Annotated in this window: 11 protein-coding genes; all 11 read right to left on the bottom strand. The window is 57.1% G+C overall.

Features of this window, described 5'->3' with window-relative positions; translation table 11 throughout:
- Positions 1 to 287: 287 nt before the first annotated feature.
- On the bottom strand, positions 288 to 1709 hold the full coding sequence (locus tag ACUZ9P_RS11145) for a sigma-54-dependent transcriptional regulator (protein WP_449249759.1): 1422 nt from the start codon (positions 1707 to 1709) through the stop codon (positions 288 to 290).
- On the bottom strand, positions 1706 to 3445 hold the full coding sequence (locus ACUZ9P_RS11150; RefSeq protein WP_449249760.1) for a transporter substrate-binding domain-containing protein: 1740 nt from the start codon (positions 3443 to 3445) through the stop codon (positions 1706 to 1708). The genes ACUZ9P_RS11145 and ACUZ9P_RS11150 overlap by 4 nt, the downstream gene beginning before the upstream one ends.
- A 251-nt stretch (positions 3446 to 3696) precedes the next feature.
- Complete coding sequence (locus tag ACUZ9P_RS11155) at positions 3697 to 4479, bottom strand: fumarate reductase iron-sulfur subunit (protein WP_449249761.1); 783 nt, start codon at positions 4477 to 4479, stop codon at positions 3697 to 3699.
- Between the two features lie 2 nt (positions 4480 to 4481).
- Positions 4482 to 6332, bottom strand: coding sequence for a fumarate reductase flavoprotein subunit (locus tag ACUZ9P_RS11160; RefSeq protein ID WP_449249762.1), 1851 nt, complete (start codon positions 6330 to 6332; stop codon positions 4482 to 4484).
- Between the two features lie 10 nt (positions 6333 to 6342).
- Positions 6343 to 6993 carry a succinate dehydrogenase/fumarate reductase cytochrome b subunit gene (locus ACUZ9P_RS11165; RefSeq protein ID WP_298997320.1) on the bottom strand — a complete coding sequence of 217 codons (651 nt, stop codon included), beginning with the start codon at positions 6991 to 6993 and terminating at the stop codon, positions 6343 to 6345.
- A 33-nt stretch (positions 6994 to 7026) separates the two neighbouring features.
- On the bottom strand, positions 7027 to 8370 hold the full coding sequence (locus ACUZ9P_RS11170) for an anaerobic C4-dicarboxylate transporter (RefSeq protein WP_449249763.1): 1344 nt from the start codon (positions 8368 to 8370) through the stop codon (positions 7027 to 7029).
- Between the two features lie 393 nt (positions 8371 to 8763).
- A complete protein-coding gene (locus ACUZ9P_RS11175; protein WP_298997329.1) occupies positions 8764 to 9168 on the bottom strand; it encodes a DnaJ family domain-containing protein in 405 nt (134 codons plus the stop codon).
- Positions 9161 to 11914, bottom strand: a complete 2754-nt coding sequence (gene mutS / locus ACUZ9P_RS11180) for a DNA mismatch repair protein MutS (RefSeq protein ID WP_449249764.1) — start codon at positions 11912 to 11914, stop codon at positions 9161 to 9163. The genes ACUZ9P_RS11175 and mutS overlap by 8 nt, the downstream gene beginning before the upstream one ends.
- 110 nt (positions 11915 to 12024) lie before the next feature.
- Complete coding sequence (locus tag ACUZ9P_RS11185) at positions 12025 to 12465, bottom strand: LapA family protein (RefSeq protein WP_449249765.1); 441 nt, start codon at positions 12463 to 12465, stop codon at positions 12025 to 12027.
- 157 nt (positions 12466 to 12622) lie between these two features.
- Positions 12623 to 13165, bottom strand: a complete 543-nt coding sequence (locus ACUZ9P_RS11190; RefSeq protein WP_192111865.1) for an HIT family protein — start codon at positions 13163 to 13165, stop codon at positions 12623 to 12625.
- Positions 13166 to 13185: 20 nt separating this feature from the next.
- On the bottom strand, positions 13186 to 15891 hold the full coding sequence (locus tag ACUZ9P_RS11195) for a CBS domain-containing protein (RefSeq protein WP_449250255.1): 2706 nt from the start codon (positions 15889 to 15891) through the stop codon (positions 13186 to 13188).
- Positions 15892 to 15986 lie beyond the last annotated feature (95 nt).

Raw genomic sequence — 15986 nt, forward strand, 5'->3', positions numbered from 1 at the left:
GGGCGAATGATACAAAAGCGCCCTGCATTACCGATATATGCAGCGCAAGATTGATACTGTGGAAAAGCATGTTTGATGCCATAGTCCTATTTTTTTGTAACTATTTTAAATGCAATACTTTTTAAAACATCCAACCCCTATAAAAAAATCTCCGCCATAACATACGTTATGACGGAGATGGAACAATAAGAGAGAACCCGCAGCCCCGTTTACTTGTGTCTTTTATAACAAGCTGCATTGGAGCATTCTAAAAGTTATACGCCACGCAGCCAGAAAACTGCAGATTGTCAGCTCTGGTCAGCAACTTCCCGAGATGATTTGAGTCTTTTGGAAAGAGCAGGCTGAGATATGCCCAATAAGCGAGCGGCCATGGTCTGATTTCCCCCAGCCCTGAGCATTGCTTCGGAAATCAGCAGCTTGTCCGCCTCGGCAAGGCTGGGCAAATGCTCGCACACGGCAAAGGGATTACCTGTGGCCTCAAGGGATGCCAAGTGTGAAGAGTTGCATCCGACAATGGCCTGAATGCCGATGGTAGACAATTCCGGGCCGTTGCTGAGGCTCACTGCATCATAAATCATGGCCCGCAGCTCGCGTACATTTCCGGGGAAGGCATATGCCGACAGATATTCTTCCAGACCTGAAGGAATGTCAGGCGCAGTTTTGCCCATGGTTCTGGCCGCTTCTGCAAGAAAATGCCGCATCAACAGGCCGATGTCTTCAGCGCGTTCGCGCAGTGGCGGAATATGCACATGGTGGGTGCGCAAGCGAAAGTACAGATCGCGGCGAAAACGTCCCTCTGTCTCGTCTACAGCCAAATCACGGTGCGTGGCCACAATGATGCGGGCGTGCAGACGTTTAGGCTGATCCGCGCCCAAGGGATAATATTCGCCTTCCTGGAGCAACCGCAAAAGCTTCACCTGCGAGGACAGGGAAAGGTCGCCTATTTCGTCAAGAAAGAGCGTACCCCCGGCGGCCTCTTCTATCATGCCTTTGCGCGGTGTAGCCGCTCCGGTGTACGCGCCGCGCACATGCCCAAAAAGCGTATCGGCAAAAACGGCATCATCAAGCCCGGCAACATTAACAGCCACCAATGGCCCGTCACGCCCGCTGATGGCATGGGCCGCCGCAACCAGGTTTTCCTTCCCGACGCCAGATTCACCAGTCACAAGCAGGGGCTGGGGGCTTTTGGCGACAGCTTCAATGTAGGCGAAAACGCCGTGCATTGCCCATGAACGGGTGATAATGGAGGCAAAGGCTTCAGGGTGCTGTGCCCCTCCCGCTACGAGCCTGTTTTTTACTTCAAGATTTTCCCTGCGCAGTTCCAGCATCCGTATGGCGCGCTGCACGCCGCCCACAATGCGGTCTTCCTCATCGGTCTTGATGTAGTAGTCAAACGCGCCAAGCTTCATGCAGCGCACGGCAGTGTCCAGCTGGCTGACCCCGCTGATGATGATACAGGCAGTTTCAGGAAACTGCTCGGCAATGGAGGCCAAAATCTCCTCGCCGGAAATATGGGGCATGGTCAGGTCAAGAATCACGAGGCCAATATTGCCCTTGCTTAGCAGCGGCAAGGCCTTGCGGCTGTCATCACACAAAAAGACATTTGTGATGCCTGCCGATGACTCCAGCGTCAGCGAAAGGGCCCGCAACCAGGCGGGCTCGTCATCCACTATGAGAATACCGAAATCCGGATTAAGGGCGGAGTTCATTGGTCGCAGTTCTCCTTGGCCACAGGAATTGTCAGTGAGGCTTTTGTCCAGCACCCAGGGCATGATTCAAAAGTCAGCGTACCGCCGTGCTCTTTCAGAATGCCCGCGGAGACGGACAGCCCCAGCCCTGTGCCCCCGGTTTCACGCTTGGTGGTAAAAAAAGGGTCCGTCAGATGCTGCAGCTGTTCAGGGTTGATGCCCGTACCCTCATCCCGCACACACAAATCAACAACAGCCTTTTCCGGGTCGTAATGCGTGGTTATGACAATCGCCCGCGACTTGTCCGGTAGGGCCTGGCAGGCATTGAGCACCAGATTGACCACAACCTGTTCTATACGTTGCGAGCTGCCCCACACAAAGGGCAAGTCGTCTTCGTAATTGGCGGAAAAATGGTCGGTGTGCTTGCGGATGGTGGATTCAACAAGGCGCACGGCCTTGCGCGAGGCATCGTTTATGTCGATGAGGGACTTTCCCACCCCTTCTTCACGCCGCGCGAAGTCTTTAAGATCATTAACGATGCGCTTGATCCGCAAAGCGCCTTCCTGCATTTCGTCGAGCATCATGGGCAGTTCGTTGCGCATGCGTTCATAGGAAATGCCGCCCAGAGTAAACGATCCTTCGCGCTCGCGCAGTTCATCAAGCATACGCGTCACATCGGCCAGCACTCTGCGAAGAATTGGAATATTAAGAAGAATCAGCCCATTGGGATTATTGATTTCATGGGCAACACCAGACACAAGTATGCCCAATGCCGCCATTTTATCGGCCTGCACCAGTTGGCGCTGGTTACGCGAAAGTTCATCAAGCGCCATGCTCAGCGAGCGGGTGCGCTGCGCCACCTGCTTGCGCAGAATATGCGTCCACAGCACCACACCACCAAGCACTATCAGCAGGGGCACAATAATCGCCCCGGCGTACAGGGCCACTGTTTCCCACCGAACTTTCCCGGTCTCCAACACGCCCAGCCATTTGTCGTGAATAGCCTGATAGCGTCCGGTTTCACGCAGGATGGCCAATCCTTCGCTCAGACGGGACATGAGCATTTCATTGCCCTTGAGCGCTGCGTACCCATAGCGCACCGACGCCACAGAACTGACCACAACGTAAAGGTTGTGCAGTTTGTTTTCCCGGATAATGTAATTGCCAGGCAAAACAGCCACTACGGCGTATTCGCCCTGGCCAGAGGCCAACAGACGCAGCCCGTCGGCAGGGGTGTCTGTAAGAATCAGATCCTGTGCGAACCCTTTGGAGGCCAACACCTCATTCATGTAGCCAGCTCGATGGACTATAACTTTTTTTCCCTCAAGCTCATCGAGTGAAGAAACCGGAGGAGTGTCCCTGCGCGCAAAGATGGCATGGTTGACAATGGTATGCGGAACGAAATCCAAATACCTGGAACGATCTTCGGAAGAGGTCATCCCCTGAAGCATGTCCAGATCTCCCCGTTTGAGAGCTGCCAGTTCAGAAGACCAGCCGCCGAGGCGGAACTCAACCTGCATACCCATTGTTTCTGCGACCGCACGGGTCAGGTCAACATTGAATCCGGCAGGTTTGCCGCTTTTGTCGAGGAATTCATAGGGCGGGTAGTCACGGTCGCCGCCAACAAGCAAGGAGCGCAGAACCCCAGGGGGCTCTGCGGATGTATCATTTTCACTATATTCCACTGCTGCGGTGTTTGAAACAGCAGCAGGAAGAAGCAGGAGCGCCAGAAGAATGCGTACCAATAGTGCAACCATGGTTATTCCTGCCGTGTTTTTTTTAAAGCGTCAACTCATTAATGCATATTTCATGTTGCATGCATGGCACAGAATACAAATCTCTGCATGTGCGCAGTGTGGAACAACGCGCATAGCCGCTGAAAAAAGCCATTTTACAGAAGGGGGCAGTATGGCTTGCCCCCTTCTGTGAGGGCTACAACAAAACAGGCAATAGTTTTGTTCCTGGCCTCCAATGGTGCATTTCAACAGTTTTCATAACAGATGCAATTTCAGCAGATGCAACGTTCTTTGCAGCCTAGAAACTTTTTGCGGATTGCGCTGGGCAAAATGCCGCGTACTGATTCCAGCGTGGCCATGCGCCGCATGATGCCCAGCTGATCCTGAAGCGGTATTTTCTTGGGGCAGACATCTTCGCAGGCCAGCAGGCCCATGCAACCAAAGACGCCGGAATCGTCTCCGATCAGTTCATAAAAGCTATCGCTTGTGCGGTCATCACGTGGGTCTATATAAAACCGCGCCAGACGGTTGATACTTGCAGCCCCAATGAAGTCGTTGCGCATAAGGGCCGTACCGCATGCCGCCACGCAGCAGCCGCATTCAACGCAGCGGTCAAGCTCAAAGATTTCGTTGGCAAGCGTGTTGGTCATGCGCTCTTCCGGGGCATAAGGCTCAAAGGGTTTGCTGGTATGAACCCATGACTCGATTTTTTTGCCTACCTGTCTGAACCATGTGCCCGTGTCCACTGAAAGGTCGCCCAGCAGTTTGAACACCGGCAGGGGGTGCAGGCTGATGTGATCCGGCAGGTCGGAAGTGCGCGTGTGGCAGGCAAGACCGGGGCGGCCATTAATGACCATGGCGCATGAACCGCAGATGCCCGCGCGGCAGCAGAAATCAAACTGGAGCGTAGCGTCCATGGTTTCGCGGATCTGCGAAAGTACCAGAAAGAGCGTCATGCTTGCGGTTTCTTCCAGCTCAAAGTGCTGCATGCGCGGTTTTGATTCCGGGTCAGAGGGATTATGCCGGAATATCTCCAGATGAAGGGTGCGTGCCATGCCTATGCTCCTTGCTTCTTGATCATGCTGGGAGAAATCTCGGCGGCAATGATTTTGCCACCGCCGTAACCACGTTCACCCGGGGGAATTTCATACCACGGAGTTGCCGATTCGTAGCTGAGTGTCGGCAAGGTATCGCCTTCCTTCCAGTGCGCCAGAGTGCGGTTGAGCCACTGCTGGTCATTGCGCTCGGGGAAGTCTTCCCGCGTGTGCGCTCCACGGCTTTCGGTGCGCATGAGCGCCCCATAGGCAGTGCACAGCGCAAGCTTGATCATGCCGGGCATGCGTAGGGCGGTGGAAATTTCAGGACTGAACGAACTGCCGGATGTGCCGTTGAGACCGATATTTTTACTGCGTTCAAGCAGAGCCTGGAGTTTTTCCACGCCTTCCTCCAGATCCGGGCCATTACGGAAAATGCCCACATGCTCCATCATGACGTCCTGCATGGCATTGCGCAGCGTAAAGCAGTTTTCACTACCGCCACGGCACAGTGCCGCTATGCGGCTTTTGACCAGATTTTCCGCATCACGCATGGCGGCTGTGGAAAACACGGAATCGTGTCCCTGAAGAAATTCTACAATTTTGGCGCCCACGACACGGCCCGCAACAATTGTCTCGGACAAGGAGTTGCCCCCCAAGCGATTAAATCCGTGCATGTCCCAACAGGCAGCCTCGCCTGCGGCGTACAGGCCATTCAGACCATAGGCCGCACCGTCCTTGTTGGTGCGTACGCCGCCCATGCTGTAGTGCTGGGTCGGGCGCACGGGAATGGGCTGATGAATGGGATCAACACCAAGGAAATTTGTCGCGATTTCATACACTTCACGCAGATTGGTGGTGATGTGCTTTTCACCCAGATGACGGATATCCAGCCACAGGTGATCCCCATACGGACTTTTTACGCCAAGCCCCTTGCGCATATGCTCGGTCATGCGCCGGGAAACCACATCGCGGGAGGCCAGCTCTGCTTTTTCCGGTTCGTAGTCGGGCATGAAACGATAGCCGTTGACGTCAAGCAGGGTTCCGCCGTCACCCCGGCAACCTTCGGTAACAAGAATGTCGGTGGGCACGGTGCCCGTGGGATGAAACTGCACGGCCTCCATGTTGCCCATGGGCACCAATCCGGTTTCCAGAGCGGCTATCTGTCCTCCACCATCACAGATGACGGCATTGGTTGTGGCGCGATAAATGCGCCCATATCCGCCAGTGGCAATAAGCGTCGCGCGTGCCAGATAGGCCACCAGCTCGCCAGTGCGCAGGCATCGTGCAACGCAACCCTGGCAGGACTGCCCGTCATGGATGAGCGCTTCGGCCTGCATGCGGTCGTGCACGTCCACACCCAGTTGCAGCAGGCGGTTATCCAGGGTGAAGAGCACGGAATGCCCCGTACCGTCCGCTGTATAGCAGGTGCGCCATTTGGCTGTTCCGCCAAAGGCGCGGGCATGGATGAGACCCTCGTTTTCGGCTTTTTCCTTGGCCTGAAAGGGCTTGCCACCCTTAAAGTAGGTATGTTCGCCAGGTTCCACACGATTCCAGGGCACGCCAAGATAGGCCATCTCGCGCATGGCTATGGGCGCGGTGTCCGCAAAAATGCGGGCCACTTCCTGGTCGCAGCCCCAGTCGGAACCTTTTACGGTATCCATAAAATGCACGTCGGGGCTGTCGCCCTCGCCCATGATGGAGTTGCCGAGGGCCGCCTGCATGCCCCCCTGCGCCGCCGATGAATGCGAACGGCGTGGAGGAACAAGGGACAGACAAATAACGTCAAATCCGGCCTGGGCCGCTTCCACGGCAACGCGCTCGCCGGCGAGTCCGGCACCTATGCAGAGCAGATCAGTTTGAAAAACTCGCACGTAAGTCCTCCTATCCGGCCAGCAGCCAGAGGCGCAGCAGGGTCATAAGGCCAATGGCCACAAAACCGCCCATCATCATATACTCGCCACGTTGCCAGCGGGAGCGCGTGCTTCTGGTTATAAAACCGTACTTCACGCCAAGGCGGTAAAAACCGATGCCCACATGCAGCTCGGCCAGAGGCAACAGCAGCAGATAAAACGGCAGCCAGCCGCCGCGCACCCGCGCTGCGCTCGTGGCCGCGTCAATGGGCAAATGGGTGAGGATGGTGTACATGTGGATGCTGCCCATAATCAGAATAACCAGAGCAGTCGCAACCTGCACAATCCACATCCAGGTGTCCTTGTGCCGCAGGCGCACGGCATGGTTCCAGAAAAGACTCCATTCCCCGGCGGCGAAAGGCATCTTGCGGGCGGCGATCACAAAATGCGCCACCATGAGCATGAATATGATTGGGCCGCCGATTTGGGCCATGCAGGTGGCTTCAAGAAACCAGCCAAGAGCATTCATGGCAGAAGGGCTTATGATAACGCTGCCCACCATAAGCAGATGCGCCCAAAGAAAGGCGATGAGCAGCACGCCTGATATCGCCTGAAAAAAATCCAGCCGCGATTCAGATCTGGTGTGCGGCGATTCCCCGGCATTGTACAAAGCCTGACTCATAATTTCTCCTGATATCCCTGTCTTGTACCGTGGTTACAGGAAGGTCATGACCAGGGCGTAGCTTACAAGCGTGCCCACGGTAATGCCTATGGCACCAGGGATAATGAAACTGTGATTGATGATGAACTTGCCGATGCACGTGGTGCCTGATCTGTCAAAATTGATGCAGGCCAGATCGCTGGGATAGGTGGGCAGGATAAAGTAGCCGTAACACATGGGCATGAAGGCCAGCAGCAGCTTGGGCTCAAGGCCGAGGCTGAGGCCAAGGGGAACAACCGCCGCCAGCGCGGCTGCCTGGCTGTTCACAAGCTTGGAGACAAACACAAGCACAAGAGCGTACGTCCAGGGATAGGATGTCACCACGCTTGCCAGTTCCGTCTTGATGAATGCAAGGTGGGCATGGAAAAAGCTGTCAGTCATCCAGGCCACGCCAAAAACGGAAAAGATGGCGACCATGCCAGCCTTGAAGACCGCACTGCTCGATATGGCCTGCTGCTTGACCTTGCAGAACATAAGGATGCACGCGCCAGCAATGAGCATGATCATCTGAATGACAATGTTCATGGAAAGAGGCGCGAGCTTGTTTGGCGGGCCGAAAGAGGGGCGCAGGTCAGCAAAAGCGCCAAGTATCACCACGGCGGCTATTGCGGCAAAAAAGAACCACACGGCGCGGTATGCTTCTGGGGGAAATACCTTGTCCAGCAGGGTGCTGCCGCCGCCGTATATGTAGGACTTGGTTTCCGGGTCGGCCAGCCGCTTCTGAAATTCCGGATCCTTGTCCAGGTCTTTGCCACGGTGCATGGACCACAAACCAGCGCACAGTACGCCCACGAAGGTGGACGGAATGGAAATGGCCAACAACGTGACAATGCTTATGGCAGTTCCCACACCGTGGGCTTGCCCGAGCATGGAAACCATTGAAACAACAGCAACAGAGACGGGTGATGCGCAGATGCCGATCTGCGCCGAAACAGAAGCGACAGCCATAGGCCTTTCAGGGCGGATGCCCTTGTTGATGGCGATGTCATAGATAATGGGGAACATGGTGTACGCCACGTGGCCGGTACCGCACAGCAGCGTAAGAAACCATGTGGTGATGGGAGCCAGCAGGGTGATGTGTTCCGGGTGTTTGCGAAGCAGGCGTTCAGCCACCCGCATGAGCACATCCAGTCCCCCCGCCGTTTGCAGTGTGGCTGCGCAACCGATAACGGCCAGAATTGTAAGAATGACATCAACGGGCGGTTTGCCCGGCTGCACGTTGAAGACAAAACAGAGAATGAACAAACCAATGCCGCTGATGAGGCCCAGCCCCATGCCGCCGTATCGTGTTCCCAACAGCAGACAGGCCAGAATGACACAAAGTTGCAGTGTCAGCATGAAATCTCCCATTTTCGTTATTTTGTTTCATGATATGACTGCTCAGCCATACATGGCTGAACTGCACGATAGTGCTTTGGCACTATCGCCTTACATGCAGCGCGTGACAGATAACGGGAGAGAAAGCAGGTTTGATGCCAGAGTGATTGCCTCTATGTAATAGTTCAATATATAATGTTTTTTTATTTTTATCATCACACAATAAAAAGTCCTCCATAACAAAAGTTATGGAGGACTTGGAACGAATTGGGCCGAATCCGCGATTTATGGAGATTGTGCCTTTTATAACAAGGCGCATTAAGTCATTCTAAAAGTTATAAGTACGTAAAGTCGGATAATTATAGTGAATTGACTGGGTAGCTCCTGTGTTCGGTGTTACACCTGTCACCGCCGTCAGTCCGCCTTGCGCGGATTGGCGGACAATCTGTCCAGCAGGCGGTCGTAATAGGGGTCGTCCTGCTCAATCTGCATGGGGCGCTGAAAGCGCATTTTGGCCCGGGTGACCATAAAGCGCACCCTTTGCATCTGGCGCACGCGTTCCTGCTCGTCTTCGCACCGTTCCAGCAGATCAACAAGCCTGTTCAGTTCCTTGCGCTCCTCAAGCTCTGGCGGCAGGCAGCCAGCATTGCGCAATATTTTGTAGGCCATGCGCATGTCTTCCGGCACATGGCTCAGGTCTTCAATCTCAAGGGGTTTGCCAGCGCCGGGCAGATTGTCAAAGGCCCCTTGCGACAGGGCTTCCTCAATGCGGCGTTCCGCCACAAGCTGGATGACAGACCAGGGATTGGCGTCACTCATGACTATCCTCGTCCGGCGGCAGAGCGTCTGTTTGCGGGGCAGATTCCGGGCTGTCGCTCCACAGTTTTTTCCATTCCATGAGCAGCCGCAGGGCGTCCAGCGGGCTGAGCTCGTCAGGATTCAGCTCGCGCAGCAGCAGCACAAGCGGGTGTTCCGAGCGCGGCGGCGCGGCGGCAATTTCCGGCAGCTCCGGATCTTTTTTTGCTGGCTCAGGCAGGCTCAGGCCCGGCAGGGAGACCGCAGAAACCACGGTTTTTCTGGCGTTGTCGCGCCCGCGTTCAAGTCCCTGCAAGATGGCTCTGGCCCGCTGCACCACGGGGCCGGGCACTCCCGCAAGGCGGGCCACCTCCACGCCGTAGCTGCGGTCTGAAGGGCCGGGAACCAGCTTGTGCAGAAAGAGAATATCGTTGTTGTATTCGCGGATGGCGATGTTCATGGTGAACACGCCCGCAATGCGGCCTTCCAGGGCGGTCAGCTCGTGGTAGTGGGTGGCAAAGAGGGTGCGCAAGTCGCCGCCAGCCCGCTTAGCAAGGTCTTCCACCACGGCCCAGGCCAGGGCTACGCCGTCATAGGTGCTGGTGCCCCGGCCAATTTCGTCCAGAATCACAAGGCTGCGGCGGGTGGCCTGACGCAGAATGCGGGCCGTTTCCATCATTTCCACCATAAAGGTGCTCTGACCCTGCGCGAGATTGTCTGATGCGCCCACGCGCGAAAACAGGCGGTCTACCAGCCCGAGGCGGGCGGCGCTGGCAGGAACCATGGAACCCATCTGCGCCAGAAGGCTGATGATGGCAACTTGCCGCAGCACGGTGGATTTACCGGCCATGTTGGGGCCAGTGAGCAGGCAGAGGCGGCGTCCGGCATCAAGGCGAAAATCGTTGGGTACAAAGTTGGCGCGGCCAAGCATGGCTTCAACCACAGGGTGCCGCCCCTCGCGGATGTCCAGATTGGCTTCCGCGTCAAGCTCCGGCCTGCACCAGTTGTTGGTGCGGCCCACCTGCGCGAGGCTCTGCCAGTAGTCGAGCTGGGCAACCATATCCGCCGCGTGAATGATGCGTTCGCGCTGGGCGGCCATGTGGGTGCGCAGATCCTGAAACAGCGAGTACTCCAGCGTCTTGCGCTTGTCTGCGGCAGACAGAAGCTCTTCTTCAAGCTCTTTCAGCTCCACAGTGGTGAAGCGCTCGGCATTGGCAAGGCTCTGGCGGCGGATAAAATGGAAGGGCGCAGGGCCGCTGTGAGCCGCGCGCGTGAGCTCGTAATAATAGCCGAACACACGGTTAAAGCCCAGCTTGAGCTTGCTGATGCCCGTTTTTTCCTGTTCCTCGGCCAGCATGTTCTGGAGCTTCTGTTCGCCGTGTTCCGCCAGATCAAGCAGGCGGTCAAGTTCCGCATTATAGCCGGTTTTGAACAGGCCGCCCTCGGTAATGACCGCAGGAGGGCTGTCCACCAGGGCGCTTTGCAGCAGGGCCGCGCAGTCTTCCATGTTGTCCCACGACTTGACCACATCGGCAACGCTCTTGGGCATCTGCCCCGCAGGAGCGGAAGTTGTGTCAGAATTCGCCCCGAAAGGCGTTCCTGCCCCGTGCAGGGCGGCATACACATCCGGCAGGGCCGCAAGGCTGTTGCGCAGGGCAATAAAATCGCGCGGCGCGCCCTGATTCAGGCTGATGCGCGTGGAGAGCCGCTCCAGGTCGTAGACATTTTTCAAAGCTTCGCGCAGTGAGGCGCGGCGAACATCGTCCGCATGAAAAAAGGCCACAGCGTCCTGAACGCGGGTGATGGGGGCAAGCTCTCGCCAGGGGTGGCGCAGCATGTCTTCAAGCAGCCTGCCGCCCATGGGGGTCATGGTGTCGTCCAGCACATGGCGCAGGGTGCCTTTGCCCTTGCGGCCATTGAGGCGGCAAAAAATTTCAAGGTTACGCTCGGTCACATCGTCAATGAGCAGGCGGCGGCCAAGATCAAGCGGAGCAAAGGGCATGAGGTGGTCGGGGTTGCGCATCTGCGTCTGGCTCAGATAGACCAGCAGCGCGCCGCAGGCACGCATGAGCTCCGGCTTGCCTTCCAGTCCAAGAGCGCCAGCCTCGCGCACGCCCTGAGCGGCCACAACGCGCTCTGTGGCGCGTTTGAGGTCAAACTGGGGCGCGGGCATGCGCACAAGCCTTATACCTTCCAGAATGCACCGTTGGGGCGGCTCGACCCCTTCCGGCACCAGCAGTTCGCGCGGGGCGAGTTTTTGCGCCCACTGCCAGAGTTCGGCTTCGCGCTTGAACTCAACGCCAGACCACTGGCCCGTGGAAATATCCGCCCAGGCAAGGCCGCCAGCTCCACCGGAGGCGGAAGGGCACAGCGCCCCCAAAAAGTTATGGCTCTTGCTGGCGAGGTTGGCGTCTTCCAGCACGGTGCCTGGCGTGATGACGCGCGTAACGGCCCTTTTGACCAGCCCCTTGGCGGCTTTTGGGTCTTCTGTCTGGTCGCAGATGGCAACGTGGTAGCCCTTGTCGATGAGCTGGGCCACGTAACCCTCCACCGCATGCCACGGCACGCCGCACATGGGGATGGGGTTTTCTGCATCCCTGCTGCGGCTGGTGAGGGCAATCTGAAGCTCGCGGGCCGCGACCTTGGCGTCTTCAAGAAACAGTTCATAAAAGTCGCCCATGCGGTAAAACAGCAGGGCATCGGGGTGTTCGGCCTTGATGCCCATGTACTGCTCAAACATGGGGGTCAGTTTTGCGGGGGCTTCAGACATAATAATTCTTGGGGTGATGGTGACGGTTGCGGCTTACCGCAACCATAAAAAAATTGTGGCGCTGCCCAGACCCTCAGCCGAACAGCGCCACAAAGCGGATTGAGAAACGTCTAGTGCTGCTTGTCAGGATCCGGAACCAGTGATTCTTCGGTGGCAGCAGCAGTCGCGGCAACGGGGGCCACAGACGCGGGCTGGGCGTCGGCCTTGCCGTTCTTGCTCAAGAACTGCGCGCGGGCTGTGTCTGCGCCAAGCTTTTTCTTGGTTTTTTCCAGTTCGCGCTCAAGGCTGCTGATCTGCCATTTCTGCTTCATCAGGCGGGCGGTCAGATTGACCTTGTCCCACACCAGAAAGCCCAGAGTCATCAAGGCGCCACAGGCGAAGGCCGCGATGACCAGAAAATAGAAGGGCAGGGCAATGGAAGACATGGCGGGAATAAAGAACAGGTTGAGCGTGAGCACCATGCTCTGGGAGAGCGCGCCCTGGTTCTGAAAAAAGAACACAAGAGCGAGGAAAAAGAGGATGGCGAGCAAAAATACTTTGATATACCGCATAGACATACTCCTCAGGCTAAATAAAGCTATCTCAAAAAAACTTCACGGGCTTTTTGAGAATGCCGCATCGCCCAAGAGGGCACAGCATCGCGCTCTCCAGCCGGTCTTTGTCGCCCCCTGCGAAAAAGACAATCCCCGCCACAAGGTCATGCAGCCCTTACGAGCCGCAACCTTCCTGCCCGGGCGTGGAAGCGGCGCGGTCTTGCTTGCCATTGGCCGCGCCATTCGTGAAATACGGTTTCAGTGCCGCATAGGTGCGGCTCAAGTGTTCGGGCATGGTGCGCACTTCGTCAAACACTGCCATGAATGAAGAGTCGCCCGTCCAGCGCGGCACCAGGTGAAAATGCAGGTGTTCGCGAATGCCCGCGCCCGCTGCCTGCCCCTGGTTCAGGCCGATGTTGATGCCTTCACAGTTAAAGTGCTGCTTTAAGATTACAGTGCACTGCTGTAAAAGATCCATGATTTCATGGGTTTCTTCCGGCTTGAGGTCAGCCAGCAGCATAACGTGCCGATATGGGCACACCATGATATGCCCGTTATTATACGGGAACTTGTTCATGATGACAAAGGCCATCCGGCCTCTGTGCAGTACCAGGCGCTGCTCGTCATCCGCCGTATGCTCGGGGAGGCAGAACACGCAGGAGTCTGGCTTGGGGCCAAGAATGTACTCAATGCGCCATGGAGCCCATAGTTGTTTCATAGTTGGTTTCTATACACCTCTTATAAACGCTGGGCAAGTGAAGAATTCCGACTGGTTTGTTCTTCATTCCCATTGCCGGATTTTGCAGCGATACTGCACACGAGGCTGCGCGCCAGATCCATCTGCTGCTCTGGCGTTGCGGCCGTGCCGTCAAGCTTGGCTGCAAGCACGGCGTCCAGAATGCGCCCAAAGGCGGGGCCGGGTTCCAGCCCCATGATGCGCAGGTCTTCGCCGCTCACATCCGTCTTTTCTTTGCGCCACTGGGTAATGTAGCGCGAAAGGTTTTTTTGCAGGGCGGCATTGCTTGTGTCTGCCATGAGGTAGAGCAGGCATTCGAGCGAAAGGGGCCGCAGCAGGGCGCACAGGGCGCTGATGCTCTCCTTGCCTGCCTCATGGTCTTTTTGCCACGGCTCCAGCTTGCCGCGCACCACGCGCATGTGCTCGCGCTGGCGCAAAATGTCGGCCCGTCGGGGTTCGGGCAGGCCCATGCGCTGATAGTGATTTGCCGTATCGGCATAGCTCATGTTGTGGTTGAGGGCCAGAAAGAAGGCCAGCCACGGTTGGGCAGCCTCTTCAAAATACAGCAGCCTGTACCACGTGAGCGTCTCCTGAAGCCGCAGCAGCAGGTTTTTGCGCGTGGGATTGAGCGACAGCAGGGGAGAAACCGCCTCGAGCACGCCGAGCTGGTCAAGACGCGCAATGCAGGCAGAAGGGTCTTCCTCATCGCAGATATGCTGGAACTCGTGGAACAACCGAAAGCCCGAGAGCTTGTCCATGAGCTTGAGCTTGAGGGCGTTCTTGATGAGCTTTTCCGTACCTGCCCCGATGTGGAAGTTATAGCGCTGCTCAAAGCGCACAGCTCTGAGGCAGCGGGTGGGGTCTTCCACAAAGCTCAGTGTGTGCAGCACCCTGATGACGCGCTCCTTGATGTCGCGCTGGCCGCCGAAAAAATCCACCAACTGGCCGAACGGCTCGCAATCAAGCCGTACAGCCAGGGCGTTGATGGAAAAATCGCGGCGGAACAGATCCATCTTGATGGACGAAAGCTCAACCGTGGGCAAGGCCGCAGGGTATTCATAATATTCAAGGCGCGCCGTGGCTACGTCGATGCGGGCTTCGGCCCCTGCGGCATCGGTATAAATGACCACAGAGGTGAGGAACTTCTGGTGCTCGCGCACTCGTCCGTTGAGTTCTTTTGCCAGTGCCCGCGCAAGGGCTATGCCGTTGCCCTCCACCACCAGATCAATATCCTGGTTGGGGCGCTGGAGCAGAAGATCGCGCACAAAGCCGCCCACGGCATATACTGGCAGCCCTAGCTCCCTCCCCAGCCTGCCCGCAAGGTGCAGCATGTTGCGGCTGGCAAGGGGCAGTCTGTCCTGTATGAGCTTGCCAAGGTTGCGTTCCTTGCCGCTGGTGGTGCGCGGTTCCGGCATATGGCCCGGCTCCTGCGCAAAAACATTGATAAGGTCTGTGCGCGTGACCACGCCGATAACCTTGTCGTCTTCCACAATGGGCACAAGGCGCTGGCGGCCTCCCACGATGGTGGTGGTCAGATCCTTGAGCGTTGCGTCTGGCGGCAGTGTGGTGATTCTGCGGCTCATGTAGTCTTCAACCGTGGATGCGCCAAGGCCGTGGGCGCTGGCCCGCGAGGCCGTGAGGGCATCCAGCAGGCCGATGCACTGGCGGGTATCGGGCATGAAGACCGGTACGGCCTTGAGCCCGAAGTGGAGCATGAGTTCATCTGCCTCATGAATGGTGGCGGCGGCCTCAATGCCTACGGCTGGCGAAGACATGTATTCGCGCGCTGTTTTATCTGGGTAGGCCTGGGCGTAGAGGTGGCGCAAAATCATATCGCGCACTTCATGCACCGTCATGGTACGCACGGAGGCCGAAGCCGCGTAGGCATGCCCGCCGCCGCCAAGGGCCGCGCAGATGTCGCCTACGTTGATGGCCTCATTGCGGCTGCGGGCCACCACCTGAATGCGGTCGTCCATAAGCCCGATGGCAAACAGCACCGGGAATCTTTCCATTTCCATAAGTCGGTGGGCCAGATAGGCGAAATCACCCAGATAATGTTCCATGGCGGCTTCTGAAAGCGTTACCTGAACATTGTTGATGTTGTACGTCTGGGTGGATTCCAGCAGGCTGTTCAGGGCCTGTATGTGCAGGCTTGTGAGTTCGTGGGCCGCCAGAGCATCAATGCGGTTCACATCCATGCCCTGCCCGAGCAACCATGCAGCCGCCATAAAATCGGCCTGCGTGGTTGAAGAGTAGGTGAAAGAGCCGGTATCGCCATAAATGCCAAGGCCCAGCAGGGTGGCATCGTCCGCGCTGAGACTGAGGCCACGCTCCGAAATGGCCTGTACAATGAGGCTTGTGACAGAGCCGATGTGCGCCATGTGCGTATGCGGACTTGTGATGTCGTCCGTAGAATCCGGGTGGTGATCCCACAGTTCCACGGTCACGTCATCACGGTCGAGCAATTGGGCCACATGGCTAATGCGGCCACGCTGACGGGTATCCACAACCACAAGGCGGGTTATGGAATCCCACGGGATTGCCGAAGTTTCCACAATGCCCAGCGTCGCCGTGTCCAGCCCGGCAATGAGCTTTTGCAGGCCGCGCTCCTGCGTGCCGGGAAAGAGCAGCACATGCGGGGTGTAAAGGAATCGCGCCGCCAGCATGGCTGCAAAGGCGTCGAAATCTGCACTTGCGTGGCAGGTGATGAGCGTTGTCCCGGCTGTATGCTGTTCCGCAGGGGCGGACGCTGCCTGTACGGAGGCAGTCTGATCAGTTGTGGTTTCGGCGGATGCCGCCTGTG

The organism is Desulfovibrio intestinivivus (genome assembly GCF_053570665.1).

Coding starts and splice junctions, on each gene's coding strand:
- ACUZ9P_RS11145 (WP_449249759.1), bottom strand. CDS start 1,709: ATGAACTCCGCCCTTAATCCGGATTTCGGTATTCTCATAGTGGATGAC.
- ACUZ9P_RS11150 (WP_449249760.1), bottom strand. CDS start 3,445: ATGGTTGCACTATTGGTACGCATTCTTCTGGCGCTCCTGCTTCTTCCT.
- ACUZ9P_RS11155 (WP_449249761.1), bottom strand. CDS start 4,479: ATGGCACGCACCCTTCATCTGGAGATATTCCGGCATAATCCCTCTGAC.
- ACUZ9P_RS11165 (WP_298997320.1), bottom strand. CDS start 6,993: ATGAGTCAGGCTTTGTACAATGCCGGGGAATCGCCGCACACCAGATCT.
- ACUZ9P_RS11170 (WP_449249763.1), bottom strand. CDS start 8,370: ATGCTGACACTGCAACTTTGTGTCATTCTGGCCTGTCTGCTGTTGGGA.
- ACUZ9P_RS11175 (WP_298997329.1), bottom strand. CDS start 9,168: ATGAGTGACGCCAATCCCTGGTCTGTCATCCAGCTTGTGGCGGAACGC.
- mutS (WP_449249764.1), bottom strand. CDS start 11,914: ATGTCTGAAGCCCCCGCAAAACTGACCCCCATGTTTGAGCAGTACATG.
- ACUZ9P_RS11185 (WP_449249765.1), bottom strand. CDS start 12,465: ATGCGGTATATCAAAGTATTTTTGCTCGCCATCCTCTTTTTCCTCGCT.
- ACUZ9P_RS11190 (WP_192111865.1), bottom strand. CDS start 13,165: ATGAAACAACTATGGGCTCCATGGCGCATTGAGTACATTCTTGGCCCC.